The sequence below is a fragment of the Thiovibrio sp. JS02 genome, from assembly GCF_053485635.1.
Window position 1 is genome coordinate 1,262,137 of the sequence record NZ_CM130715.1, and the last position, 26,673, is coordinate 1,288,809.

The 26,673-nt window shown below is 59.1% G+C and carries 23 protein-coding genes; 11 read left to right on the forward strand and 12 right to left on the reverse strand.

What is annotated here, in order from left to right:
- Nucleotides 1-21 precede the first annotated feature (21 nt).
- From pgsA to ACUUL3_RS05950, 6 genes are all read left to right on the forward strand, one after another.
- A complete protein-coding gene (gene pgsA, locus ACUUL3_RS05925; protein WP_448555500.1) occupies nucleotides 22-582 on the forward strand; it encodes a CDP-diacylglycerol--glycerol-3-phosphate 3-phosphatidyltransferase in 561 nt (186 codons plus the stop codon).
- 62 nt (nucleotides 583-644) lie between these two features.
- Nucleotides 645-2,399, forward strand: coding sequence for a single-stranded-DNA-specific exonuclease RecJ (gene recJ, locus ACUUL3_RS05930; RefSeq protein WP_448555502.1), 1,755 nt, complete (start codon nucleotides 645-647; stop codon nucleotides 2,397-2,399).
- Nucleotides 2,400-2,648: 249 nt separating this feature from the next.
- Nucleotides 2,649-4,094: an adenylosuccinate lyase gene (gene purB / locus ACUUL3_RS05935; RefSeq protein WP_448555504.1), complete on the forward strand. Its 1,446-nt coding sequence runs from the start codon at nucleotides 2,649-2,651 to the stop codon at nucleotides 4,092-4,094.
- 6 nt (nucleotides 4,095-4,100) lie between these two features.
- The gene (locus ACUUL3_RS05940) at nucleotides 4,101-4,322 is read left to right on the forward strand and encodes a DUF4911 domain-containing protein (RefSeq protein ID WP_448555505.1); all 222 of its coding nucleotides are present in this window, start codon (nucleotides 4,101-4,103) and stop codon (nucleotides 4,320-4,322) included.
- A 141-nt stretch (nucleotides 4,323-4,463) separates the two neighbouring features.
- Entirely contained in the window at nucleotides 4,464-5,813 is a 1,350-nt protein-coding gene (gene miaB, locus ACUUL3_RS05945; protein WP_448555507.1) for a tRNA (N6-isopentenyl adenosine(37)-C2)-methylthiotransferase MiaB, read from the forward strand.
- Between the two features lie 25 nt (nucleotides 5,814-5,838).
- Entirely contained in the window at nucleotides 5,839-6,489 is a 651-nt protein-coding gene (locus ACUUL3_RS05950) for a histidinol phosphate phosphatase domain-containing protein (RefSeq protein ID WP_448555509.1), read from the forward strand.
- Between the two features lie 91 nt (nucleotides 6,490-6,580).
- Here ACUUL3_RS05950 and ACUUL3_RS05955 read toward each other — a convergent pair whose 3' ends face one another.
- Complete coding sequence (locus tag ACUUL3_RS05955) at nucleotides 6,581-7,234, reverse strand: Npun_F0296 family exosortase-dependent surface protein (protein WP_448555511.1); 654 nt, start codon at nucleotides 7,232-7,234, stop codon at nucleotides 6,581-6,583.
- 373 nt (nucleotides 7,235-7,607) lie between these two features.
- Here ACUUL3_RS05955 and ACUUL3_RS05960 point away from each other — a divergent pair, with 373 nt between their 5' ends.
- The 3 genes from ACUUL3_RS05960 to ACUUL3_RS05970 are packed head-to-tail and all read left to right on the forward strand — an operon-like array spanning nucleotide 7,608 to nucleotide 11,061.
- On the forward strand, nucleotides 7,608-8,339 hold the full coding sequence (locus ACUUL3_RS05960; RefSeq protein ID WP_448555513.1) for a hypothetical protein: 732 nt from the start codon (nucleotides 7,608-7,610) through the stop codon (nucleotides 8,337-8,339).
- Nucleotides 8,336-9,817, forward strand: a complete 1,482-nt coding sequence (locus tag ACUUL3_RS05965; RefSeq protein ID WP_448555515.1) for a RimK family protein — start codon at nucleotides 8,336-8,338, stop codon at nucleotides 9,815-9,817. Before ACUUL3_RS05960 ends, ACUUL3_RS05965 begins: the two co-directional genes overlap by 4 nt.
- Nucleotides 9,808-11,061, forward strand: a complete 1,254-nt coding sequence (locus ACUUL3_RS05970; protein ID WP_448555517.1) for a carboxylate-amine ligase — start codon at nucleotides 9,808-9,810, stop codon at nucleotides 11,059-11,061. Before ACUUL3_RS05965 ends, ACUUL3_RS05970 begins: the two co-directional genes overlap by 10 nt.
- 34 nt (nucleotides 11,062-11,095) lie before the next feature.
- Here ACUUL3_RS05970 and ACUUL3_RS05975 read toward each other — a convergent pair whose 3' ends face one another.
- From ACUUL3_RS05975 to ACUUL3_RS06015, 9 genes are all read right to left on the reverse strand, one after another.
- On the reverse strand, nucleotides 11,096-12,043 hold the full coding sequence (locus ACUUL3_RS05975) for a radical SAM protein (RefSeq protein ID WP_448555519.1): 948 nt from the start codon (nucleotides 12,041-12,043) through the stop codon (nucleotides 11,096-11,098).
- Nucleotides 12,040-13,281 carry a cation diffusion facilitator family transporter gene (locus tag ACUUL3_RS05980; RefSeq protein ID WP_448555521.1) on the reverse strand — a complete coding sequence of 414 codons (1,242 nt, stop codon included), beginning with the start codon at nucleotides 13,279-13,281 and terminating at the stop codon, nucleotides 12,040-12,042. The genes ACUUL3_RS05975 and ACUUL3_RS05980 overlap by 4 nt, the downstream gene beginning before the upstream one ends.
- A gap of 40 nt (nucleotides 13,282-13,321) precedes the next feature.
- Nucleotides 13,322-14,218, reverse strand: a complete 897-nt coding sequence (locus ACUUL3_RS05985; protein WP_448555523.1) for an ATP-binding protein — start codon at nucleotides 14,216-14,218, stop codon at nucleotides 13,322-13,324.
- Entirely contained in the window at nucleotides 14,215-15,153 is a 939-nt protein-coding gene (locus ACUUL3_RS05990) for a nucleotide-binding protein (protein ID WP_448555525.1), read from the reverse strand. The genes ACUUL3_RS05985 and ACUUL3_RS05990 overlap by 4 nt, the downstream gene beginning before the upstream one ends.
- Nucleotides 15,141-15,563 (reverse strand): NifB/NifX family molybdenum-iron cluster-binding protein, encoded by a 423-nt coding sequence (locus ACUUL3_RS05995; protein ID WP_448555527.1) that lies wholly within the window; start codon nucleotides 15,561-15,563, stop codon nucleotides 15,141-15,143. Before ACUUL3_RS05995 ends, ACUUL3_RS05990 begins: the two co-directional genes overlap by 13 nt.
- A 103-nt stretch (nucleotides 15,564-15,666) precedes the next feature.
- Entirely contained in the window at nucleotides 15,667-16,392 is a 726-nt protein-coding gene (gene prxU / locus ACUUL3_RS06000) for a thioredoxin-dependent peroxiredoxin (protein WP_448555529.1), read from the reverse strand.
- A gap of 247 nt (nucleotides 16,393-16,639) precedes the next feature.
- Nucleotides 16,640-17,194, reverse strand: coding sequence for a ComEA family DNA-binding protein (locus ACUUL3_RS06005; protein WP_448555531.1), 555 nt, complete (start codon nucleotides 17,192-17,194; stop codon nucleotides 16,640-16,642).
- Nucleotides 17,172-18,767 (reverse strand): citramalate synthase, encoded by a 1,596-nt coding sequence (gene cimA, locus ACUUL3_RS06010; RefSeq protein WP_448555533.1) that lies wholly within the window; start codon nucleotides 18,765-18,767, stop codon nucleotides 17,172-17,174. Before cimA ends, ACUUL3_RS06005 begins: the two co-directional genes overlap by 23 nt.
- Nucleotides 18,768-18,837: 70 nt before the next feature.
- Nucleotides 18,838-20,058: an aspartate kinase gene (locus ACUUL3_RS06015; RefSeq protein WP_448555534.1), complete on the reverse strand. Its 1,221-nt coding sequence runs from the start codon at nucleotides 20,056-20,058 to the stop codon at nucleotides 18,838-18,840.
- 774 nt (nucleotides 20,059-20,832) lie between these two features.
- Between ACUUL3_RS06015 and ACUUL3_RS06020 the strand changes: the two genes are divergently transcribed.
- Complete coding sequence (locus tag ACUUL3_RS06020; protein ID WP_448555536.1) at nucleotides 20,833-22,302, forward strand: M23 family metallopeptidase; 1,470 nt, start codon at nucleotides 20,833-20,835, stop codon at nucleotides 22,300-22,302.
- Nucleotides 22,303-22,310: 8 nt separating this feature from the next.
- A complete protein-coding gene (locus ACUUL3_RS06025; RefSeq protein WP_448555538.1) occupies nucleotides 22,311-22,787 on the forward strand; it encodes a tRNA (cytidine(34)-2'-O)-methyltransferase in 477 nt (158 codons plus the stop codon).
- 131 nt (nucleotides 22,788-22,918) lie between these two features.
- Here ACUUL3_RS06025 and gptM read toward each other — a convergent pair whose 3' ends face one another.
- Both gptM and ACUUL3_RS06035 read right to left on the reverse strand, forming a co-directional pair.
- Entirely contained in the window at nucleotides 22,919-24,226 is a 1,308-nt protein-coding gene (gene gptM, locus ACUUL3_RS06030) for a geopeptide radical SAM maturase (RefSeq protein WP_448555540.1), read from the reverse strand.
- Nucleotides 24,227-24,595: 369 nt separating this feature from the next.
- A complete protein-coding gene (locus ACUUL3_RS06035) occupies nucleotides 24,596-26,404 on the reverse strand; it encodes a TonB-dependent receptor plug domain-containing protein (protein ID WP_448555542.1) in 1,809 nt (602 codons plus the stop codon).
- Between the last annotated feature and the right edge of the window lie 269 nt (nucleotides 26,405-26,673).

Sequence of the window (26,673 nt, forward strand, 5' to 3'; positions counted from 1 at the left end):
CTTGCCGGGGAAGGGGGGGAAGTGAACATACCAAACTGCATCACCATCGTCAGGATCCTCTTGATCCCGATTCTGGTCATTTTTCTACTGGAAGGCAGATTGCTTACCGCCTTCTGGATCTTTGTCGCCGCCGGGGTGAGCGATGGCCTGGACGGCTTTCTGGCCAGGGCACTCAAACAGAAAACCGATTTCGGCGCCTTTGTCGATCCCATTGCCGACAAGCTTCTGCTCATCACCTCCTTTGTCACCCTCGCCGCCCTGGGAATGTTGCCCAAGTGGCTGGCGGTGCTGGTGGTGAGCCGCGACATCCTCATTGTCGGCGGCATCGGCGTCCTCATGCTCTATGATCGCCCCTTTGACATCAAGCCCGCCTTTGTCAGCAAGATCACCACCTTTCTGCAGCTGCTCACCGTGGTTCTCCATCTTGGCCAGGAGTATGTGACCTCGCTCTTTGCCATGCGGGACTATCTGATCCTGTTGACGGCGCTGTTCACCATCCTTTCCGGAGCGCAGTATCTGATCAGGGGATTTACGATTCTCGGCAATCCTGATCTTGCCCACAGAACAAAGAAAAATGGCTGAATTTATTTTATAATTTCAGCCTATTGCCTCCAAAAGTTAACGTAGCGTCTCAGGTGTGTCCGATGTCTTCCTTGCTGAAGAAGAGATGGGAAGTTCTGCCGGTGGATGGGGGGCAGGCAGAGCGTCTTGGCGCCGAGTTGCGCCTGCCCGTGATCTTTGCCGCCCTTCTCCTGCAGAGAGGGATCGCGGACAGGGGGGAGGCGGAGCGATTTTTTTCTGCCTCCCTGGCTGATCTGCCTTCCCCCTTTTTGCTCAAAGGGATGCGCGAAGCGGTGCTGGCCGTGGCCTCGGCTCTTGCCGGGCAGCGGCCGGTGGTGGTCTACGGTGACTATGACGTGGACGGCACCACCGGCGCGGCGATTCTCTCGATTTTTTTGAAAGCAGTCGGCTTCCGGCAGGTTTTTCCCTGTCAGCCCCTGCGCCTTGAGGATGGCTACGGCTTGCATCCGCGGGCGGTGGAACGCAAATTACCCGCGGAAATTTTCGGTCAGGCGCCGCTGCTCATCACTGTTGATTGCGGGATTTCCGACCACCTGGAGGTGGGGCGTTTCAAGGAAATGGGCTGGTCGGTCATTGTTACCGATCATCACCAGCCGCCCGCGCAGCTGCCGGAAATGGCCGATGCCGTCATCAATCCGCTCCAGCCGGGCTGCGCTTTCCCCGACAAGAACCTGGCCGGGGTGGGGGTCGCCTTTTTTCTGCTCATGGGGGTCCGAAGCCACCTCCTCGCCCAGGGGTATTTTCCCGGAAAGGGCATGAGCCCCAACCTCAAGGCCTACCTTGACCTGGTGGCAATCGGCACGGTGGGCGACATGGTTCCCCTGACCGGGGTCAACAGGATTCTGGTGAAGGCGGGCCTTGAGCAGCTGCAGAAGTGCGAAAGGCCGGGGATCAACGAGTTGCTCAGGGTTTCCGGCCTCAAGGGGCCCGGGGTGGGCTGTGAGGATATCGGCTTCCGCCTTGGCCCGCGAATCAACGCCGCCGGCCGCCTTGGCGACGCGGCCAGGGCCCTGGCGCTTCTTGCCAGCAACGATGCCGGGGAAGCCCGAGAGTTGGCGGAAGAATTGAACCGGGAAAACGAAGCCCGGAAACTGCTCATCGATGCCCTGTTCAAACAGGCCGCACCCGTGGCCGAAGAGATGCTTGCCCGGGGGAAAAAAGGCCTTGTTCTCCTGGGGGAAGAGTGGCATCCCGGCGTGATCGGCATCGGCGCCGCCAAGATCGTGGAACGATATCATCGCCCGACCCTGGTCTTTACCAGACTGGCCAACGGCCTGGCCAAGGGATCCGGCCGCTCGGTCCCCGGTTTGAACCTCCATGAGATTCTACGGGCAATGGGCGAACTTTTCACCCATTTCGGGGGACATGAGGCGGCAATCGGCCTCAGTTTGCCGCTGGAAAACCTGGCGGAACTGGAGCGCCGTTTCGAGGAAAGCCTCGCGGAAAAGATGACCGCCGGGATGCTGCAGCCAAGGATCGAGATTGCCTGGCACGGGAAGGCGGACGAATGTGCCGGCAGGGAGTTTCATGCATTTTATGAAAGGCTGGCGCCGTTCGGCATGGGCAACCCGGAACCGATTTTTGCCCTGAGCAAAACCCTTGAGGAAGCGCGTGTGGTTGGCGTCAATCATCTCAAGTTCAGGACGAAGATCAACGGTGCGATTTATGGCGGTATTGGTTTTGGTCTGAGTGATTGTCTGCAACTTGCCGAGAGCGGTCAACGGCTGGAGCTGGCCTTCCGCTGGCGGAAAAATTTTTTCCGGGGAGAACAGAGCTGGCAACTCGACGTGGTGGACATCAGGCATTCATCTGACTGATTTTATTATTTATTCAAAAACTATACATAATATACATTATGCGACATTGTATATTGAGGTGAATTCTAAGTTCGGGCTCCAGGGCCTTTGTGGGAGCATTTTTTCATTTTTTTTGGTAAAGGATTTTCTGTGATTTTGCCCATGGTTCCATTCTTGGACCGCATGCCGCCTGAGCCTCTTTTCAGGCAAAAAAACAAACCATGCCGCAAGGCCGCTCCGGCGTTCTTGCCTTTTTTTAGGGAGATTTCCATGAACCGCGAGATCTATCAGGAGCCCCTGGTCAGCCGTTACACCAGTCGGGAAATGCAGGAGCTTTTTTCCGAGCGCACCAAGTTCGAAACCTGGCGCCGTTGCTGGATCGCCCTGGCCGAGGCCCAGTTCGAGCTGGGCCTCACCGAGATCATCACCCAACCCATGCTCGACGAACTCAAGGCCCATGCCACTGACATTGATTTTGAGGTCGCCGCCAGGAAGGAAAAGGAAATCCGCCACGATGTCATGGCCCATGTCTATACTTACGGCCTCAAGTGCCCCACCGCCGAACCCATAATCCACCTCGGCGCCACCTCCCAGTTTGTCGGTTGCAACACCGACCTGCTCATCCAGAAAAAGGCCCTCCGGCTTGTCAAAAAGGCTCTGGTCAACGTCATTGCCAACCTGAGCCGCTTCGCCCTTGCGCACAAGGATCTCGCCACCCTGGGCTACACCCATTACCAGGCAGCCCAGCCCACCACGGTGGGCAAGCGCAATACCTTATATATCCAGGATCTCCTCCTGGATCTTGATTATCTGGAAAATCTGGAAGGCCAGATCAGGGCCAGGGGCGCCAAGGGCACCGTCGGCACCCAGGCCACCTTTGTCGAGCTTTTCAAGGGCGACCATGAAAAGGTTCGCAAACTGGATGAGCTTGTTTCGCAAAAGATTGGTTTTTCGCAGGTTTTTGCCGTTACCGGCCAGACTTACACCAGAAAGCTGGATATGAAGACCGCCGAAACCCTTGCCGGCATCGGCGCTTCTGCCCACAAGTTCGCCGTTGACCTCCGCCTGCTTTCGAACCTCAAGGTTCAGGAGGAACCCTTTGCCAAGGATCAGGTGGGAAGCTCGGCCATGGCTTACAAGCGCAATCCCATGCGCTCCGAGCGGATGACCGGCCTGGCGAGGAAGCTGATGGGACTGCCGGCGAATTTCGCGGCCACCTATGCGAACCAGTGGTTTGAACGGACCCTGGACGACTCCGCCATCCGGCGCATGGATATTCCCCAGGCGTTCCTGCTCACCGACGCGATCCTGAGGCTGTTTCTCAACATCACCAGCGGAATGGTTGTTTATCCGAAACAAATTGAACGCCATCTCCGGCAGGAACTTCCCTTCATGGCCACGGAAAAAATCCTCATGGCCTGCGTGGAGCAAGGCAAGAGCCGTCAGGAGATCCATGAGGTGATCAAGGTCCATTCCGTGGCTGCCGGCAAGGTGGTCAAGGAGGAAGGCAAGGACAACGACCTCCTGGTCCGCCTGGGCAACGATCCGGCTGTGCCCTTTACTGCCGGCGAGCTTGCCGCCCTGGTCGGTGACGGCAGCGAATTTGTCGGCCGCGCGCCCCGGCAGGTTGAGGAGTTTGTCGCCGAGGTGGTCAAGCCCCGCCTGGCCCGCTATACTGATCTGCTCGGCGCCCTTGACGCCACCCTTTCGGTCTGAGTCCTGATGGAGAAGCGACTGGCCCGGCTCAGGGTGCGGATCAATCCCGGGCAGATTCATTTTCTCAAGTTCATTCTTGAGGCCTACGACGGCCTGGCCATCCTCTCCACGCTGGACAGAACCCTGGGGCTGATGGAGTTGAAATACCCGGAACAGCTGAAGACGGATCTTGACGCTCTTCTGGAGAGCATGTCCGCCCGCCTTGATTTGCAGCGGAATGTCGGGTGAGGTTTTGCCTTGACTGTACGTTCTATCGTTTTGTTTTTGTGTGATTTGTAATTGGTTTGCAGTCTACGGGGACTGCGATGTAGAGGGGACTGCGATGTAGACATGAAGCGGCACCCTGAAAAAAGAATTGAATTGAAAAAAATGAGCATCAGACATCTTTACATAGAAACCATCGGTTGCCAGATGAACGAGCGCGACTCCGAAATCATGGCCCAGCTCCTCGGCGAGCACGCCTATCTCCCCTGCGCTTCGCCGGAAGACGCGGATGTCATCGTGGTGAACACCTGCAGCATCCGCGGCAAGGCCGCCCAGAAAGCCTACAGCTCGTTCGGCCGCTATAAAAAACTCAAGGCGAACAATCCCGGGCTGATCATCGTCGTGGCCGGCTGCGTCGCCCAGCAGGATGGTGAAGCGCTACTTGAACGGATGCCCTACCTGGACATCGTCATGGGTCCGCAGGCCATCTATACCCTGCCGGATCTGGTCGCCAGGGTGCGGGAAAAACGCCATGGCCTGGTGGCCACCGGGCTGAGCCCGGACTTCGTCATCCCGCCCTTCCTGCCCAACCTCGCCGGCGCCACCCCGCACAAACGCTTTATCACCATCATGCAGGGCTGCGACAACTTCTGCACCTACTGTGTCGTCCCCCATACCAGGGGCCGGGAAATAAGCCGCGCCTTCACCGATATCCTGGATGAGGCAGCGCACCTCATCGGCCAGGGCGTCAGGGAAATCACCCTCCTCGGCCAGAACGTCAACTCTTACGGCCGGGAGCGTTCCGGCGCCCAGCCCCATACCTTTCCCGAACTTCTCCGCGCCGTGGCGCAACTGCCCGGCCTGGCGCGCCTCCGTTTCACCACCTCGCATCCCAAGGATCTCTCCGAGGAGCTGATGCGTTGTTTTGCCGAGATTCCCCAGCTCTGCCCCCATTTTCATCTGCCGGTGCAGTCGGGCTCAAACGCTGTGCTGAAGCGGATGAACCGCAAATACACCATCGAATCCTATCTGGACAAGGTTGTGAAACTCCGCGAATACTGTCCGCAAATCGCCCTCACCACCGATATCATCGTCGGCTTTCCCGGGGAAAGTGAAGCGGATTTCAACGCCACCATGGAGCTGCTCGAAACCGTGCGCTACCACGGCGCCTTTTCCTTCATGTATTCCGACCGTCCCAACGCCAGGGCCGCCGAGTTTGACGGCAAGGTCGAGGAGGAGGTGAAAAACGGACGGCTGGCCAGGCTGCAGGCCCGTCAGGAAGAGATTTCCCTGGCCCGCAAGCAGGAGGATGTCGGCAAAACCGTCACGGTGATGGTGGAAGGCAAGAGCAAGGCGGCGGGCAGCCAGTGGTGCGGCAGGAGCGGCACCAACCATATCGTGAATTTCAAGAGCATGGAGGCCCTGATCCCTGGGCAGATGCTCGATGTCATCATTGAAGAGGCCTGCCAGAATTCCTTGCGCGGCAGGATAGTCGGGGGCTCGCGGCCCATATGATCCATAAACGAATCTGGAGAATGCCATGATCGATCTGCATACCCATTCCCTGTTCAGCGACGGCGAACTGGTTCCTGCCGAACATGTACGCCGGGTGGAAATCCTCGGCTACGAGGCCATCGCCATCACCGACCATGCCGATTCCTCAAACCTCGAACTGATCATCCCCCATATCGTCCGGGTGGCGGCGGATCTTGCCCCACACTGTGCCACCAGGCTCATTCCCGGCATCGAGCTGACCCACGTGCCGCCTGATCTTTTTGCCGAACTTACCGCCAGGGCCAGGGCACTGGGGGCGCTGGTCGTGGTCGGCCATGGCGAGACCCCGGTTGAGCCGGTGCGGCCGGGCAGCAACCAGGCCGCCCTGGAGGCCGGCGTCGATATCCTGGCCCATCCCGGCTTCATCACCCTGGCCGAGGCGAAGCTCGCCGCGCGGAAGGGCATCCTGCTTGAGCTTTCCGGCCGCAAGGGACACAGTCTCACCAACGGCCATGTGGCGAAGATGGCCCTGGCGGCCGGCGCGAAGCTCGCGGTCAATGCCGATGCCCATGGGCCCGGCGATTTCCTCACCGCGAGGATGGCGGAAACGGTCGCCCTGGGCGCGGGCCTTTCCGCCGAAGAGTATGCCCAGGTGCGCAGTAACATGCGGGAACTGGTGGCAAGGGTATCGGGGTGAGTCTTTTTGCTGCTGAATCCCGATTCTCCAACAGCCCAAAAAAAACAGGGCCGCGAAAGCGACCCTGTTTTTTTTGCACCGCGCAAACGCGCTACGCCTTTTTCCTGCGCAGGCGCCTGCCGGCCAAGCCGGCCAGACCCGTGCCGAAGAGCAGCATGGTGGCCGGTTCGGGCACTTCATTGTCATTGTCATCGCCCGAGGCGTAAGTGAAATTATCGATGAAGACGTAGTCACTCCCGCCTCCGGTGATGCTCAATACGGCATGGGTGATGCCGCCGTAGGCAATGCCGAAATAATCGCCGCTGTTGCTTGCCCCGGTGGGGGTAATGGTAAGGGTTTCCAGCAAGGAAACGCCTGAATAGGCGGCCAGGCTCCAATTATAATCCGCGGCTCCCCACAAGAACGCAAAGGCATCCACCGGTGCGGCGAAGTCGAACCGGAAGGTGCTCGGGTAGGTGGGATAGCTTGTTATATGATATCTGCCCCGGGTATTGTACGAACCGGCATAGTCGCCATCCACGACAATATTCGCGTCGCCCGAGAAGGTTACGCCGGAAACCGTGAGCGAAGGGGCGTTGACGTATCCGGTCGACTCAAAGTCCACCACCGTTCCGCCGGTCAAGTTGATGTTGTCGGTGGGCAGCCCCTGACCGCTGATGGGGGTTGCGCCTGCCTGGGAAAGGAAAATCATCGGCGCTGCAACCACAATTGCCGTCGCCAATCCTTTGAAGATTTTTTTCTTCATAACGCCGCTCCTTTTTTCATTGTTGCCGGGATGAGAGCATCCGGCTGCTTGAATCGTAAAAAAAAAACCTTGTTTCGCCTCTGTCTTAAGCATGACAATTTTGCAAGAAGCGTGCCTCGTGTGATTTTTAAATAGTTTTAATAATTCAGATGTGTTACCTGCTGGCTGACCTTGGGAAAGACAGTGCGAAAATCCGGAAAAAAACCGCGGCTCTCCGTAAACCCGGACAAACGGCAGGCCCTGCCGCGTCTTTTTTGGAAATGTTCTTGCACACCCAGGCCCCTTCTGAGAAAATTTTCTACGCATATTAATCTGCGTCTCTGCGCCGTTGCCTTGAACAAACAGTCTTTTGCAACTCTTCGGAGTCTCCGCCGTGAAAGCCTCCCTTAACCTCACCATCCTGCCCCAGCCCGATGACACCACCTGCGGCCCCACCTGCCTGCACGCGGTCTATCGTTATTACGGCGACGCCATCTCCCTTGCCCAGGTCATCGACGAGGTGAAGCAATTCAAGACCGGCGGCACCCTGGCGGTGTTTCTGGCCTGCCATGCCCTGCGCCGCGGCTACGATGCCAGGATTTACACATACAACATGCATGTCTTCGACCCCACCTGGTTTGCCTTGGGGCCGGACCATATCGAAGAGCGGCTGCTCGCCCAGATGGAGGCCAAGGAGGATGAAAAGCTGCGCCTGGCCAGCCGCGGCTATCTCAATTTCCTGAACCTGGGCGGCGAACTGCGTTTTGCCGACCTCACCCCTTCCCTGCTCCGCAAGTATCTGAAACGGGAGCAGCCCATCCTCACCGGCCTGAGCTCCACCTATCTCTACCGGGCCATGCGCGAACACGGCCCCAATTGCGAGGACGACGACATTCGCGGCTTTCCGGCCGGCCATTTTGTGGTATTGTGTGGGTATGACAAGCCGGACCGCACCGTGATCATCGCCGATCCGCTCATGGAAAACCCGGTTGCGGCCAGCCAGTATTACCATGTCTCCATCGACAGGGTTATCTGCTCCATCCTCCTGGGGATCGTGACCTACGACGCCAATTTTCTCATCATCGAACCGAGGAAAAAGAAAGGAGAAACCAGGAACAGCCCATGAAAGTGCTGATCGTTGTCTACGACCCCAAGGACTGGCCCCTTGCCATCGAGGATGTCGAGGTGGTCCCGGCCCGCTCCTACCTGACCGAGCCGATCTATGCCGAAATGCGCGCCGCCCGTGTCTTCAACCTCTGCAGGTCCTACCGCTACCAGAGCACCGGCTATTATGTCTCCCTCCTTGCCGCGGCCCGCGGCCACAAGCCGCTGCCCGACGTCGCCACCATCCAGGATCTCAAATCCCAGACCATCATCCGCATCGCTTCCGGGGATCTGGACGAAATCATCCAGCACTCCCTCACCCAGATCAAATCCTCGGATTTCACCTTAAGCATCTATTTCGGCCATAACGTGGCCAAGCGCCACGACAAGCTGGCCCTGCAGCTTTTCAAGCTTTTCCAGGCGCCCTTCCTGCGGGCTCGCTTCAGCTATCATGAAAAGGACGGCAAATGGCAGATGCAGAGCATCAATCCCATTGCGGCCAGCGATATTCCCGAAGAACACCGCGATTTCGCCATGGAGATGGCACGGGAGTATTTCAACGGCAGGCACCGGATTTTTCACCACCGCCGAACGGCCCGCTATGATCTCGCCATTCTCCACGATCCGCGGGAAAAGGAAGCGCCCTCCAACGAAAAGGCCCTGCAACGCTTCAGCAGGGCGGCGGAAAGCGTCGGTTTTGCCGTGGATTTTGTCGACAAGGACGATTACGGCCGGATCGCCGAGTTCGACGCCCTCTTCATCCGGGAAACCACCAGCGTCCTCCACCACACCTACCGCTTCGCCCGCAGGGCCGCGGCCGAGGGGCTGGTGGTCATCGACGATCCCGAGTCCATCCTGCGCTGCACCAACAAGGTTTTCCTGGCCGAGCTACTGACCCGGCACAAAATCGCCATCCCCAGGACCACCATCCTGCACCAGGGCAACTGGCAGCAGGCCAGCACCGAACTCGGTTTTCCCTGCATCCTGAAAAAACCGGACAGTTCTTTTTCCCAGGGGGTGGTCAAGGTGGAGAGCAGGGAGGAACTGGCGGTTCAGGCCCCTGCCCTGCTGCAGAAATCCGACCTGATCATCGCCCAGGAGTTCATGCCCACCTCCTTTGACTGGCGGGTGGGTGTTTTCGACCGGCAACCCCTTTACGCCTGCAAATATTTCATGGCCAAAAAACACTGGCAGATCATCAAGCGCGACGAGGGCGGCCACAAGATCACCGACGGGGACGCGGAAACCCTGCCGGTGGAACACTGCCCGCAGGGATTGATTAAAATCGCCCTCAAGGCCTGCAACCTGATCGGCGACGGCCTTTACGGAGTGGATGTCAAGCAGGTGGGCAACCAGTTCTACATCATCGAGGTCAACGATAACCCCAACATCGATTATGGCGTGGAGGACAAGGTCTTGCGGGACGAACTGTACCTTCGCATGATGCGGGTTTTCGCCCGCCGGGTCGATGAACGCAAGGGAGGGCGGACGTGGGCGTAACCACCGCGGCTGCGGGCAGCCTGTTTCAGGCCTACGGCCTGGAGCTGGAGTACATGCTGGTCAACGGGGAAAGCCTCGATGTGGCGCCCGTTGCCGACGAGGTTCTCCGTCTGGAGGCAGGAACGCTTGCCAATGAGGTGGAAAAGGGCATCATGGCCTGGTCCAACGAACTGGCTCTCCATGTGATCGAGATCAAGAACAGCGGGCCGGTGGCGGCCCTGCCGGGTCTGGCGGCGAAATTTCAGGAGCAGGTCACGGCGATCCGGGCGGTGGCGGCTTCGCTGGGCGTCACCCTCCTGCCCACCGCCATGCACCCCTGGATGGACCCCCACCTGGAAACAAGGCTCTGGCCCCACGGCAACCGGGATATCTACAACACCTACGACAGGATCTTCAACTGCCAGGGCCACGGCTGGTCCAACCTGCAATCCACCCATCTCAACCTGGGTTTTGGCGGCGACGAAGAGTTCGGTCGTCTGCACGCGGCGATCCGCCTGCTCCTTCCCCTCATGCCGGCTCTGGCCGCAAGTTCTCCGGTCTGCGCGGGCCAGACCACCGGCCTCATGGACACCAGGCTCAACCACTACCGCGCCAACCAGCGTTCCATTCCCTCCCTCACCGCCAGGGTGATTCCGGAACCGGTCTTTACGGAGGCGGAGTACGAGAGGGTGATCTATCAGCGGATCAGCGCCGACATCGCGCCCCTGGACCCGGAGGGGGTGCTGGAGGCGGTCTGGCTCAACTCCCGTGGCGCCATTGCCCGTTTCGACCGCAACGCCATCGAGATCAGGGTTCTCGATATCCAGGAATGTCCCCTGGCCGATGTGGCGATCGCGGTTCTGCTCAGCGCGGTCCTCAAGGGGCTTGTCGGAGAGCGCTGGTCATCCTGGCCCGAGCAGAAGAAGGCTCAGGTGGGGCCGCTGGCAGAGCTTTTTGAAAAGACGATCGCAAGCGGCGAGGAAACCGTGCTCGCGGACGGCGATTATCTGCGGTTTTTCGGCCTAAACGACCGCGAACGCCTGACGGCGGGCGAACTCTGGCAGGAGCTGGCCGCCGCCTGCCGGGCGGATCTTGTGGAGGCAGGCCCTGCCGTCGTCGGCGCGGCTGAGGCCATCCTCAGCCACGGTCCCCTGGCCCGCCGGATTCTTCAGGCGGCCGGGCCAGCGCCTGCCAGGGAAAGGCTCCGGGAGGTTTATCGGGAGTTGGCAAGCTGCCTGGCCCAGGGCCGCCTCTTTCTGCCTTAGGCGCTTCGCGGCGGGCAAGCCGGCAGGAAATCGATTACCTGATTTTTCTCACCCAGAAGCGTTGGCCCTCGAATTCAACAATGGCCAGCTTGTTGCTCTTGAGGAGTTCGTCCCGCAGTTGCCGGCCGTTTTCCCGGCCCCCGAGCAGACGCTCCACCGTCTCGTCCCGCAACGGGTGAACCGCCGTGATGGCAAGGATCTCCCTGGCAACATCGTCACCGGCCACGGTACAGCTTTCCGCAAAGGCAAAAAGATACTCCACCCGCGGCAATTCCTTTTTCAGCAGATGATACGCCGCGGTCAGCACGGACTCGGCAGGCGCCCTGACCCGTTTTTCCGCGGGCGGGCGAATCGGCACGGCAAGATAGGCCCGGGCCGGAGCTATTCGGCCGAGAAAACGGGCCAGCGCTCGTATGGCCTCCGGTTCATCGTTGAGGCCCGCGACCAGCATGGTTTCCGTTACCAGCTCTCCTTGGAAGTCCGCGGCAAACCTCTCCACCCCCTCCAGAACCTCCCCGAGCCGCAGATCCCGATGTGGCCGGTTGATCCTTCGCCAGCAGCGGGGCTCGACCGCGTCGACCTTGACGGAAACCCAATGGGCCTTGGCTGCCGCTTGCCGCACCTCGGGATGCCAAAGCAGCGAGCTGTTGGTGATTATGCCTATTTTAAGACCCAGACCATGAAGCAGTTCGATGGTTTCTCCGAGCCGGCCATCGAGGGTGGGTTCGCCGTCGGGCACAAAGGTCAGGCAGTCCACCACGCTCCCCTGCTTGCGGAGGGCGGCCAGGCGCTGCTCCACCTGCGCGCATATCCTGGCCGGCGCAAAGAAGTCACGGGGCCGGGTTTCCATCCGCAGGGTTCGTCCCACCTGGCAGTATACGCAGGAGTAGGTGCAGACCTTGGGGCTTATGTTGTTGATGCCCAGGCTGTTGCCAAGCCGCCGGGAAACCACCGGGCCGAAGGGGATCATGGCTTCCTTCACTCTTCCTCCTTCGCGGCCGCGGCGGCCGATGCCCCGTGATTCTCTTCGCCAACCGGGACATGGAGTTCCTTCCTGGCTCCGGCCAGGGCCTCATCCGCCCCTGATTCCGAGGTCAGCAGAATTTCCACCCCGGCATTGCCGAAAACATAGGCCGGTCCCTTGTGTTCCTGGGACTTTCTCGCCACCAGAACATCAAGCCTGTTTTCCAGCAGCCATTGGGCAACCTTGATGCCTTTTCCTTTTTCTTCCTGGAGGAACGGATTGGTCAGAAGGCGCTCCTCGATCACGGCGCCGCTTCCCGGCAGCACGGTGAGCAGTTTGAAAAACGGCGCCTCCCCGAAATGGTCGGAAACAGTACGGCGATCCCGCGTCAGAGGGATGCCGAGGGTGAGATGTTCACGCCGTCGGGGCTGATAATGGATGAGGATGCGGTCGACATTGCCGATCTCCTTTTTGATCCGGTTGCCGAGCTCCTGCGACAGATTATGGCCCTTCTGCAGATCCTCGATGTTGAAGACCAGGTCGAGTTCGACAAACTTATAACGGCCGGCATTGCGGCCCCAGATCGCGTTGACCGCGGCCACCCTGGGGTCGGCCAGAACAATGCCGCTGATCCGGTTCAGGGTGGGATGATCGAGGGAGGCATCGAGCAGAACACGGACCGAATCAAGAAAGATGACAAAGGCGCTTCTGGCGATGAAGACCACCACGACCAGGGCGGCGTAGCGGTCGATGGCCAGGCCGATGGCGTCGCCCAGGAGGGAGCTGAGGATGACCAGGGACGAGAGCATGTCGGTCCAGATATGCCTGGCGTCGGCAATCAGGCTCGGCGAACCGGTTTCCTGCCCTTTTTTCAGTTCGTAGCGGGAAAAGGCCCAGGTGATGAGGATGGTGAGCCCGATGCCCGCCACGGAGAGGGGAATTGCCTCCAGTTGCCGCCGGGAGCCCTGAAAAACCTCCCGGCAGATCTCATATCCGGCCAGCAGGATCAGCAGGGAAGAGCCCAGGGCGACCAGATTTTCAAGCTTGTACAGGCCGTAGGGAAAGGCCGGGGACGAACGCCGGGACATCCTGATGCCGAGCAGGATGATGATCGAGGAGATGATGTCGGAAAACGAATGGACGGCGTCGGCCCGAATGGCCAGACTGCCGGAGACAACCGCCAGGGTTGCCTTGATCGCCACCAGCCCCAGGTTGGTGAGGATGGAGAGGACGGCGGTTTTTTCGGCGGTTTCCATGTTCGCTCTCCCTGGCGCTGTCGCGGCCCTGATCCGGCAGTCAGGGGCGGGATTGCCCGACCGTCATGACCTTTTCTCCCAGTATCGCGGCAAGAGCGCTGATCGCCTTTGCAGCCGGAGCGTCCGGATAGGCGTCAACCACCGCCCTGCCTCTGCGCAGGGCCAGGCCGACCTGCCGATCATGGGGGATTTCGGCCAGAATCGGATGGCCGAAATCCCCGGCATGGCGATAAATGGCCTCTTTGGAGGTCGGATGCATATCGCTGCGGTTGATGACGATCCCCACCTCCACCTGGAAGTGGCGCACAACCTGGAGCATCCGGGCAAGGTCGTGCAGGGCGGCCGGAGTCGGTTCCGTCACCGCCGCGACAAAATCGGCGCCCCGGACCGCCGCGATCACCGGACACCCGATGCCTGGCGGCCCGTCGATGAGCAGGATCTCCGCGTCACCCTGTCTCGCCTCTTCCCGTGCCTTTTCCTTGACCTTGTCCACCAGCAGGCCGGAGCTGCTTTCCCCGATCTGGAGTTCACCGGCCACCACCGGCATGCCGGCATCGAATATATTGATCCAGCCGTTGGCTGTTTTGGCCATCGTTATTGCCCGCGCCGGACAGACAATGGCGCAGGCGCCGCATCCCTCGCAGGCGTAGGGGACAATCAGGGGGGACTCCTCGCCGATGATGGCCGAAAACCTGCATACCTCCCGGCACGCTAGGCAGGCCTGGCATGCATCATGATCGATCCTGGCCTTTTCCGCGGTCTCGATCTCCTGCCGGCTCACCAGGCTCGCCCCGAGGGTCAGGTGCAGGTTCGGGGCGTCCACATCGGTGTCCGCCAGGACGACCCGGTGGGCGGCGGAAAAAATCCTGCCCAGGGAGGCGGTGAGCACCGACTTGCCGACCCCGCCCTTGCCGCTGAGAACGACGATTTCCTTCATGGTGAAAACTCCTCGGCCACTGCCCTGGCCAGTCCGAACAGGATCCCGGCGCAGGGGCAGGCGGGGTTCATCCGCACCAGGGGGGTCGCCGCCACATAACTTTGCGCCAGATTCTCATCCAGGGGGATGACAGCCCGGACCGGCGCGGCATGGTTGCCGGCGATGTCGGCGACGCTTTCCGCCTCCTCGGCGGATTCGAGGCGGTTGACGATCACCCGGCCGGGAATGTCAAAGATATCGAGCAGGGAAAGGATCAGCTCAAGATCATGGGCGCCCAGCGGGGATGGCTCGGTCACCGCCAGAACCAGATCGGCGCCCGCAAGGGCGAAGATGACATTGCAGTGGGTGCCCGGCGAAGTGTCGACGATGAGAAAATCGAAATCATCGGCTTCCTTGAAGGCCCTGCTCTTGACAGCCTTGACCACCTCGGCGCTTTCCTCGGCCGTGGGGGTCAATTCGCCGGTGAACAGGGTCAGGCCGGCGCCCTCGGCGCGGTGAGTGTGGCCGATGATCCGTTCCCTGCGCGCGAAAGCCTCTTCCGGGCAGACAAGAAAGCAGGCCTCGCAGCCGTTGCATTGTCCCAGGAGTATTGGCGTTCCGCCCCTGGGCAGAAAGAGGGCATTGCGACGGCAGACCTCGACGCAGGCCCCGCAACCGGTGCAGCGCTCCCGGTTGATCTCCGGCATGGTCACCGGGACGGGCTCATGGTTTACAAGCGGCAGGTCAAGGAGCAGGGCGGCGTTGGGCGCATCGACATCGGCGTCGATGAGGGCCACCTTCCGGCCGCTGTCGGCCAGGGCGCAGGCCAGATTGACGGCCACCGCGGTTTTGCCGACCCCGCCCTTGCCGCCGGTGACGCCGATGACCGGGGTGGCGAAGTTTTTCCGGTGAAAGGCCGCGATGATCTCCGGCTGCAGTTCTTTTATTCCCGGCATCTGTTCCAGCCTTTGCCCCGGCCGCCTCTCCCGCCCCGACCGGGGCCGCAGCCGCCAGCTTCTGGCCTTGGAGAGGTCACGGCTGCATAGCTGCCCTGCTTGAATTTCGCCATGGCCGTTTCGCCTGTGTCGCCTGGCTCCACGCCTTCATACACGGTGATGCCGGCCGCCCGCAGCGCCTCGACGGCATTGGGTCCCACCACGCCGGTGAGCAGCGCATCGACCTCCCTGTCGGTCAACATCTGGGCGGCGCGGATGCCGGCCCCCTGCCCGGTGGCGCTTGCCGAATTGACCACCGCCTCACAAGCCAGTGTTTCGGTGTCCACCAGAAGAAAGTAAGGAGCGCGGCCAAAACGGCTGTCCACCTTGGCCCGCAGGTTTTTTCCGGTGCTGGTGATGCACAGCTTCATGGATTTCCCCCCTTTTTCATGGTCCGCCTGGGTGCAGGCGTTTATTCTTTGGCCGGAGCGCGGTCAGCCGCGTTCCAGCCTTTGCGGGACAGGACGGCACGACCTACCTTTTCTCAAAGGCCATCTCCGTGTTCCACTCCTCCCAGACCTTGCCCACCAGATTGATGCCCGGCTTCAGGGTCTTTTTGCCCGGCAACCAGCCCGAGGGGGTCGCCTCGCCGCCCTTGGTTTCGCGGACCAGCTGGAAGGCCTGCACCTGCCGGATGGTTTCGGCGACGTTCCGGCCCACCGGCGGGCTCAGCACCTCAAAGCCCTGGATCACGCCGTCCGGATCGATGATGAAGCGGCCGCGGGTTTCCACCCCGGCGTTTTCATCGTATACCCCGTAGACCCTGCCGACCCGGCCGCCGGCGTCGGAGAGCATGGGGAAGGGAACGCCGCCCTTGACCATCCTGGCAAGCTCGTCGTCGTTCCACATCTTGTGGACAAACATGGAATCAATGCTCATGGCAATGACGTTGACGCCAAGTTTCTGAAATTCCGGATATTTTTCCGCAACTGCGGAAAGCTCGGTTGCTCAGACAAAGGTGAAATCGCCCGGATAGAAGCAGAGCAGCGTCCATTTTCCCAGGCTTTCCGAAAGTTTCATGCTGATGAACTTGCCGTTGTGATATCCAGGCGCCTGAAAATCGGGCGCTTTCTGTCCGACCATTACCATACGCTTTTCCTCCACGGGTTTTGTTTCCACTGTCTGTTCCTGGCCGGGCTCTTCATCACCGACCGGTCCTCCGGTGGGCCGGGCGCAACCGACGTTTAATTTCTCACCCATAGGCGCCTCCATGTTGGTTGTTTCCCCCTGGTGCCCATGCTTTTTTTTTCGGCAATGCCAGGGGTACGGTTTCTCCTTTCAGCCTATCAAAGCCCGGGCCTGAAAAGAACCCCGAAATTCAGCATGTCAACCTGGGAGGATATGCGAGGGGAAAAGTTGAAAAAATACGCAAAAATCGGGAGATTGGTGGCCTTGCCGGCAAAGGAAACCGGAAACGCCGGCAAGGCCACCAACGGCGGGCGGAAGGTCAGTGAAGAACGAGGTTTTTTTTGAGCACGGCCAGTTTTTTTTCGCCGATTCCCTTTACTTCAAGTAAATCCTCAAGGCTTGCCAGCCGCCCTCCCCTTTTCTCCCGCAGAGCAACGATCCTTGCCGTGAGCTTGGGGCCGAGGCCCGGGATGGTGGCAAGCTGCTCGGCCGTGGCGCTGTTCACGGCCAGGGGCTGGAAAAAGAGAGGAGCTGCCGCGTTGGGCATTCTTGCCAGGAATCGGGGGGGAGTTTCGGCTGTCAGGCGGATGGCGGCCTGGTTGGGCAGCGGCCTGGCAAGTTCCGCCTGCTCTGGCGCTTTGCAGCCGGTCCGCCGGTAGAGGTCGGCCAGAGTCGCGCCGGCGGGAAACTGATAGAGGCCGGCCCGGAGATCGCCCTCCAGCCAGACGATGACGGCAGGAGGGTCGGGGCGGCGGGAGTTGAGAAGGCCGCTGCTTCTCGCGGCGGCCAGGATAAGAATGAGGGCGGCCAGAATCAGGAGGACCAGCGGCCGCCGGTCCTCCCCTGCCTGCTCAATGCTGTTTTTTCTGCTCATCCTTCATGAGCTTGTAGGTGATGCTGTCCACCAGGGCCTGCCAGCTCGCCTCGATGATATCCGGGGAGACCCCGACGGTGCCCCACTGGCAGTCCTTGTCCCTGGTTTCGACCAGGACGCGGACCCGGGCGCCGGTGCCGTGCTCGCTGGCCAGGACCCGCACCTTGTAATCCATGAGCTCCATTTCCTTGAGGCCGGGGTAGAAGCGGGTCAGGGCCTTGCGCAGGGAACGGTCCAGGGCGTTGACCGGCCCGTTGCCCAGGGCGGCGGTATGCACCTCTTCCCCGCCCACGGCCAGGCGGATGGTCGCCTCTTCCTGGACGGCGCCGTCCGGATTCTTCTGGCTGATGACCCGAAAGCCGTGCAGGTCAAAGTATTTTTTGGGGCTGCCCAGGGCGCGGCGCATGAGCAGCTCAAAGGAGGCCTCGGCCCCTTCATACTGAAAACCCTGGTTCTCAAGCTCCTTCAATTCCTTGACGATGGCGGCCACGATGGGGTCCTTGCTGTCCAGATCCAGGCCGAATTTCCTGGCCTTGACCAGGACGTTGCTCTTGCCGGCGAGATCCGAGATGAGCACCCTTCTGATGTTGCCCACCTTCTCCGGCTCGATGTGTTCGTAAGTCAAGGGGTTTCTCTGCACGGCGCTGACGTGGATGCCGCCCTTGTGGGCGAAGGCCGCCTGGCCCACATAGGGCTGGTACTTGTTGTGCGGCAGGTTGGCCAGTTCGGTGATGAAGCGGGAAACCTCGGCGAGTTTCTTCATGTTTTTGGCCGCGAAAAAGTCATAGCCCATCTTGAGGGCCAGGGCCGGCATGATGGAGGTGAGGTTGGCGTTGCCGCAGCGTTCGCCAAAGCCGTTCATGGTACCCTGCACCTGGCGCGCCCCCAGGGAGATGGCGACCAGGGAGTTCGCCACCGCGGTCTCCGAGTCGTTGTGGGCATGGATGCCGAGGTGCACCGTGGCCTTCCTGGCGGCCAGATGCTCGTGCACCGTGGCCATGATCGCCGGGATCTCGGTGGGCAGGGTGCCGCCGTTGGTGTCGCAAAGGCAGAGGCAGTCGGCGCCGCCCTCGATGGCCCGGTCCAGGGTGGCAAGGGCGTATTGGCGGTTGGCCTTGAAGCCGTCGAAGAAATGTTCGGCATCGTAGAAAAGATGCCGAACATGGGGTCTCAGAAAGCGCAGCGACTCCTCGATGATCAGCAGGTTGTCGGCCAGTTCGATGCGCAGGGCGTCGCGGACATGGATGTCCCAGGTCTTGCCGAAGATGGTGATGGCCGGGGTGTTCGCCGCCACCAGGGCCAGCAGGTTCGGATCCTGGTCGGCCGGATTGGCAAAGAGCCGGGTGGAGCCGAAGGCGGAGACCTTGGCGTGCTTGAGCTCGTATTTCTGAATTTCCTTGAAGTATTCCGCGTCCTTGGGGTTGGAGCCAGGCCAGCCGCCCTCGATGAAGTCGATGCCCAGCTCGTCAAGCTTGATGGTAATGCGCAGCTTGTCCTCAACGGAGAGGTTGAAGTTTTCGGCCTGGGTGCCGTCCCGGAGGGTGGTATCGTAGATAACGACTTTCTCTGCCATGGTTCTCTCAATGTTCCTGTGCCGGCCGGCAACCCTGGGCCGCCGGCCGGCTTTTGTTTACGGATACGGTCTACTTGCCCTTTTCCAGGCCAAAGGCGTCATGCAGGGCCCGGACCGCCAGTTCCGTGTATTTTTCCTCGATGACGCAGGAAACCTTGATCTCCGAGGTGCTGATCATCAGGATGTTGATCCCCTCGTCGGAAAGGATCTTGAACATGGTGGAGGCGATGCCGGCATGGTTGCGCATGCCCACGCCGACGATGGAGACCTTGGCGATGTTGTCGGAACCGGTCACCCCTTCGGCGCCGATGTCGGCGGCGACCTTCTCGATGATCTTCATGGTTTTCTTGTAGTCGGTGCGGGGCACGGTGAAGGTCATGTCGGTCATTTCGCCGTCGCGGGTGTTCTGGATGATCATGTCCACCACGATCCCCTCGTTGGTGATGGGGTTGAAGATCCGCGAGGCGGTGCCCGGGACGTCCGGCACCTTGGAAATGGTGATGCGTGCTTCGTTCTTGCTGCAGGTTACGCCGGAAACCGGATTTGACTCCATAGCTTTATCCTCCTCAACCACCCAGGTGCCCACCGTATCGGTAAAGGTGGAGCGGACATGGACGGGAACTTTGTATCGTTTGGCAAAACTGACCGAGCGGATGTCGAGGACCTTTGCCCCGAGACTGGCCAGCTCCAGCATCTCATCATAGGAAATACGGTCGATCTTGCGGGCGTTCTTGCAGATGTTGGGGTCGGTGGTGTACACCCCTTCCACATCCGTGTAGATCTCGCACTCGTCGGCCGCCAGCGCCGCGGCCAGGGCCACGGCCGTGGTATCGGAGCCGCCGCGGCCCAGGGTGGTGACGTCGCCGTCTTCGGTGACACCCTGAAAACCCGCGACCACGACGATTTTGCCGTCGGCCAGATGCTTCCTGATCCGCTCCGTATCTATATGTTTGATTCTCGCCTTGGTGTGCATGGTGTCGGTGACGATTTTCACCTGATCGCCCAGAAGCGAAACCGAGTCAAGCCCGGCCTCCTTCACGGCCATGGCAAAGAGGGCGATGGTGACCTGCTCGCCGGTGGCCAGCAGCATATCCATTTCCCGGCTGTCCGGAATCGCCTGCATCTGATTGGCCAGATCGACGAACCGGTTGGTTTCCCCGGCCATGGCTGAAAGGACCACCACCATCCGATGCCCCTTGCGGTGGTAGCCCATGACCCGTTCGGCAACCGCCTTGATCTTTTGCGGGTTCGCAACCGAGGTCCCGCCAAACTTCTGTACTATGACCGCCATTGGTGCCTGTTGCTCCGTTTGTCTGTGCTTGGTTTATGGAAAGGGTTACGGCGCGAGGCGCCGGTGAAAAAATATCCGGCTCCGGCAGTGGGAGCCGGGAAAAATCGTAAATGAGAACAATGCAACAATTTATTTTTTTTTGCAACCGAAGTTATTGCTTCCCTTTTTCATTACAGCCACCCTGTTTCCCCATTCCGGCACCGGCTTGACAAAAAATGTCAAGCCGGTGCCGGAAGCCTCCCATGGCAGGCTTCGTCCACAGGGGCGTCAAAAAAACAACGGCCGGCCAGGCCGGCCATGCCCGGGGGGAAACCAGGCCAACACAGCGAATCAACAGGAAAATTGTCTGATTTGTTTCCGAGGGTATGCATCTTGCAAACTGTTTTACGGCGTGGAAGGGGGTGGCCGCGGCAAGGATTTCAGGCCGGGTTTTTCAGCAGGCCGCCATGCGCGATGCACGGCTTCCCCAACCGAAAAAAAAAGGGAACATAGGCGTTGCCGGAAATGTCATAACGTGCTAAAGAATAATGCATTTTCCTTACGGCGCCTTGTCCGGCAGCCTTTTTCACCAACCTTGGTGTTGGCGGTTTTTGGTAATCAGAAAAAAGAGTTGAACGTTTATCCTGAGCTTCCGAAGAGAAAATACAGTATTTTTTGGGCTTGCTCGGGAAAAGAAACTTGTAACAATCTCTTGATCTTGCTAATAAATGATATGGATTGCCAAAAGTAATTGTTTCTCAAGGCCATTGCACCATAAATCAGGACAATTTTACCATGGCAAAACTTTCCGAAATACTTTCAAAAAAGATTGAGATATCCACCATAGTCCGTTTTTGCAAAGAATATGTCTTTCCGTTCCTCAAGGGCCTCTGCATCTTCTGCGGGGACAGCAGAAAACAGCTTGTCACCTTTCTGAACACCTCCCATTTTCTGACCCTGGGGGTTTCCATCGCCCTGGTGGTGGCTTTTTTCCTCTATTCCGTGGACGGAAAAATGACGCTGGGCCGTTCCCTGGCCGTCGCCTCCCTTGCTCCGGCACAAGGCAAGCAGACAGATGGCGCCGGCCCGGCGGGCAAGGAGGATTCCGAAACGAGCTTCACCGAGATCGTGGGCGAGATCCGGCCCGGCGACTCCTTGAGTTCCTCCTTCCGGTACTATGGCGTGGATGAAGAGGTGCGCCTCACCGTGATCAACGCCTTTGGCGGGCTGATCAATTTCCGGGAGCTGCGGCCCCGGGACAAATACGTGGTGACCCTGGACCCCGAGGGCAAGCTGATCAAATGCCTTTACGAGTCCGGCCCCCTTGATGTCCATGAGGTCGAACGCAAGTCCGACGGCTCCTTCCGCGCCCAGAAGGTGGAGATCCCCCTGACTTGCCGCACCGTCAAGGTGCGGGGCACCATCGAATCCTCGCTCTTCGCCGCCTTTGCCTCTTCCGGCGAGGATGCCAAGCTGATCTACAATTTCGCCGACATCTTCGCCTCCCGCATCGACTTCAACACCGAAACCCGGGTGGGCGATTCCTTTGAACTGGTCTTTGAGAAGTATTTCAAGAACAACGCCTTCGTCGGCTACGGCAACATCCTGCTGGCCCGCTACGACAGCACCGAGAACGGCCTGATGGAAGGCTACTACTTCGACACCGGCGACCAGTACTCCGCCTCCTACTTCGACCGCGAAGGCAACGAACTGGGCGCCTCCTTCATCCGTTCCCCCGTGCCCATGGGCCGGGTGACCTCCCGGTTCTCCTACAACCGCATGCATCCGGTCCTGAACATCCTCCGCCCCCACCTGGGCGTTGACCTGGCGGCGCCGGTGGGCACCCCGATCATGGCGGCGGCGGACGGCCGGGTGCACTTCGCCGGCTGGAAAGGCGGCTTCGGCAAGCAGCTCATCATCGACCATGGAGGCGGCTTCCGCACCTATTACGGCCATCTTTCCCGCTTCGACAAGAGCATCAAGGTCGGCGCCAGAGTGCGCCAGAAACAGATCGTCGGCTATGTGGGCTCCACCGGCATGTCCACCGGCCCGCACCTTGATTACCGTCTCGCCCAGAACGGGAAATACATGAATCCCTTCAGCATGAAGTTCAAGCCGCGTTCGGTGCTTTCCGGCAGCCAGCTGGTCATGTTCCGGCAGGAGGTGCAGTCGATGGGCCAGTTGGCCGAACGGCTCGACGACCCCAAGCTGGTGCTGGTCAAAAGCGTGGTGGTGACCCCGGAAACCAGACTCACCCTGCTCTGATTGTTCCGTTGCCCGCCCCGGCCCCTTTTCATATCGTCCTGGTTGAGCCGGAGATCCCGCCCAACACCGGCTCCATTGCCCGGCTCTGCGGGGCCTCCGATTCGGTCCTCCATCTCGTGCACCCTCTAGGTTTTTCCACCGACGACAAGCATCTGAAGCGGGCCGGCCTCGACTACTGGAAGTTCGTCGCTATCCGCCACTGGCAAAGCCTGGAGGAATTTCTCGCGGCCCGGGACGAGCTGACCCTCCACTTCTTCACCACCAAGGTGAAACGGCTCTACACCGAGGTGCGCTACCAGCCCGGAGATTATCTGATTTTCGGACGGGAAAGCAAAGGCCTGCCCGCCGAAATCATCGGCAACTATCGCGACCGCTGCGCCACCATCCCCATGACCAACCCCAATATCAGAAGCATCAACCTGGCCATGAGCGCCGGCATTGTTCTCTACGAGGCGATTCGCCAACGGGATCTCGGGGGAATTTAAAAGACGGAAGAACGAAAAGAGCGGTCAGGATATCAACCGCACGGCAACGGCAAAGTGTTTTGCCGAGTCTGCCGACTGATTCCGTCGTCAGATGGGGATGTTTTCCAAGGCGGCCGGAGCCTGATGCAAAGCTACTCCCCTGCCCCGTACCGGTACCTGAGATCCTGGAGGAGCATTTTTTCCAAGGTTGCGTCAAGGAAGGGTTTCTTGCAATCCACCTTGGCCATGTGGCCGTCACGCTGATAGGCCATGTAACGGCAGCCGCCGAAGCAGAGGGGCAGATATGGGCACTCCCGGCAACCGGCTTCTTTCTGCCAATGAAAGGCGTGGTGGTTTTCCCTGTAAACTTTGTCCACCCCTCGCCAGACATCGCCTATTCTGAACTGCTCATGGCCGACCCAAGTCACGCATTTGTAAAGGCCACCGTCGTAGTTCACGGTATAGGCATCGTCCACCTCCACGGCGCAGGGAGCGGGAGAGAACTCGGCAATGGGGTAGCCCCGCCTGAAAACTTCCTCCCGCACATAAAGCGCCGCCTCCCTGAGCCAAGGTTCGTTTATGGTGCAGCAGCCCCCCAGATATTCGTTGCGGGTGATCTGATCCTTGACCTGCATGACGATGTTGAAATTAACCCGTTCAAGCCGTTCTGGTGTGATGCCTTTGGCGGCAAGAGCATCGAGGATGGGCGGGAAGGAGCGGAAGTTGTCGATGGTGTAATTGCCGCCCAGACGGATTTTGGTCTTGCCGCAAACCTTGGCAAGGTTTGCCACGATAATCTCAAAGCTTGGCTCCCCGGATTTGAAGGGACGAAAATGATTGTGGTTCTCCGGCGGTCCGTCCAAGGTAACCTTGACGCCGTCCAGCCCCCAGCGGTTCAGCTCGTCCACCACCTTTTCGGTAAGAAGTGAGCCGTTTGAAACAAGATCGATGACGAACTCGCCGCCCCGCTCTTCCACAAAGGGCTTGAGTCGTTGGGCGAGGGAGATGAGTCGCCTGATATAAAGAAGTGGTTCGCCACCGTAAACCTCCAACCGCAGTCTCTTTTTGCCTTGGACGAAGCGCTTTTTAATGAAGGTGATGAGCTGGTCCGTGGTTGCGTCATCCATGGCCTTGTTTCCCTTCTGCTCCCCTTCAAAACAATAACGACAACGGAAGTTGCATTCCAACCCCAGGACGATGGCCAAGGTGAGATTGGGGTTGAGGCGGTTGAGTTCATGCAAGTAGCCCATGACCTCCATGCGCTCCGCATCCTCGCTTTCAACCCAGAAACCCATTTCCATGAGGGACTCGGCAAGCTCCGCATCAACCCTGCCCTGCCGCAGATCGGCATAAGTCGTTGCAGGGAGCAGGATCATGGCGCAGGTTTTGGTGGCAAAGAGGAGGGTCTGTGTTGGATCATCCGGAAGCGGAAAAGAAATCAGATAAGGGGTGAGTTGCATGGAAATACCTTGTTGAAGCATAAGCAAAAAAAAGGAGAGCGTCTGCTCTCCTTTTTTTTGCTTAGATGTACAAAATTATTTCGTTGCAGTTGGCCCAACTGTACAGCAAGCTCCCATCCCAGCGACAGCTTTAATGTTTTTCCCTTTGGTCAAAATTTTCATTTCAAACCCTCCTGTTCGATAGATGTTATTTGAGAATAGTCTTAATCATATTGGCATGTTGATTAAGGCTAACAGAGCGCGATTCCCGCGTCCAATCAAAATTTCATGGATACTCCCACCTCCACCCAGCGGTCCGGATTAAAGTAATCCACGTCCCACATTTGGTTGCCGTTAAAAATATTATGGGCCTTAAAAAAAACATCCCCATCACATGCCGGAAGGGAGAGCGCTTTGCTTAAGTATTGCGTCCCAAATGATATCCTCATTGTCATGGGTATCGTTCTGTACATCAAAATTATACCAGATGTAGTTGCCGGCCAGTTCCGCCCTGATGCCGCTTGCCCGATGGCTGTAAGCGACTACAAGATTGGCGCTATAGGTTTCCTCGTTTTCCAGATCGGTTGAGCCGTACCCCATGCTGTCTTCCGTTGCATATGTGAAGTTGGTCTGCAAAGTGAGTCCTTTGTACTCATGGGTTTTGAGATCAATATCAAACCCGTCTCTGCGGATCTTGTTGCTGTTGATCGGATCATTGGTCCAAACATCCTTGACATTGAAATGAAAGGCTGTGAACTTGCATAAAAGATGAGGAATGCGGTAGGTTTCAATACCAGCCTGGTAAGCCCAGATAATCTCCGGCTTAAGATCCGGGTTGTCTCTTGAGGTTACGAGGTAGGGGGCGGAAAAGCCCTTGGTCACCGAAGCGCGCAACAGGGTGTCGTTTGCCACCTGAAAGGTGCCGCCAAGGGAGGGGCTGACAATCTCCTCGGAGTTGGAGTGGTAATCGTAGCGCAGTCCCGGGGTAAGGGTGAACTTGTCGACCACATAGGTGGCATTGGCATACACTCCCCGTCGTTCTTCCTTCAAAGGATCGTCGACCGTGGTTGACGATCCCCACAAAGCGCCCAATGCGGTGGTGGCGACCATTTTGCTTCGACTGGTTTCTGCGCCGAGGTTGGCATTGAAAGAATCACCCGCGTAAGAAAGATTGCCATTGAAGCTGGTGTTCTCATCCTCCCATTTTTGCAGAAAGACCAAATCTCCTCTGGGACCTCCGATTCCGGTACCCAGGGAGAGCTTGTTTTGAGTGTAGTCGTTTGCATAGCGTTGGGCGGAGAGATGGGCATTGACCCTGTTGGTGAGCTTGGTATCAAAATAAACCGTGCCCCAGGTATTGTCGTTGGTGACTTCTTCATAGAGGTTCAGGTTCGTAATCCCCCAGGCATCTTGCCAATCAAGGGCCTTGTAAAAAGGATCGCTGGAACCGGCCGTGGCCACCAGGGTAGAGTTGCGGGGCAGATTGAGTCGCAGTTTGCCGTATAACGCATCTCGTTCCGAATAGCGGTCATTTTTGAGGCCGTCAGAATCAATGTTGCCTCCATAGAGGTACACTCCTGTCTTTTCTGTGCCTGCGGCCAGGTCGGCGGAAAAATCACGGGTGTTTGCCTCGCCGTAACTTGCGTTGACGCTGCCTGTGGTCGCACTCCCGGATCCGGCATCCTTGGTGATGATGTTGACCACGCCGCCAAGGGATGAACCCCAGACCGAGGAGGCAGGCCCCTTGATGATCTCGATGCGCTTAATGATGCCCACGGGGATAAAGTTGGAAATGGCATAACCGTTTGAATTGAGGTTGATCCGGACCCCGTCCACCAGCATCAGCATCTGATGCCTCCGGGTACCGAGCAGACCCATGCCTGCATCCCCAATAATCTCACGGCCGCTGAAGAAGGTGAAAGTCCCGGACTCGCGACTGAGGATCTCGCCCACGGAATGGGCATGCATGGCCTCGATTTCTTCGGCCGTGATGATGGTGACGTTTTCCGCCACCTGGGTGATGGGTTTGGGCGCGCGGGTGGCGACCTCCACCATCTGGGTTTCGTCGAAGTACATGACCATGGGGTCGGAGGCAGAGGCCGGTTCCTGGGCCTGGGCCAGGGTGGGCAGAGCCCCGAGGGCGACGAAGAATGAACAGGCCGGGGAACGCCAGGGGCGTCGAAAAGCGCGGGGGGGCATGGGGGTGAACCTCCTTCCGGGATCGGGATAAAGATCAAGGCACGCGGCAACGTTCCCCAATCGGCATAAACAAGAGGGAAGAAAAAAGATTCTTTTGAGCCGGACAGGACAAAAGCCCCCTCTCCCCCGTCGGCGACGGCCACGCGTTCTTCCCCATACGCAAGGTTATTTATATTGCACTGTTCAGGACGCTGTTTGCAAAGAAAAAATGACCGGGTTCGTTAAAAAAAGATTCCCCTAACTTGTCATTCCCCCGATGGTTTTATCTT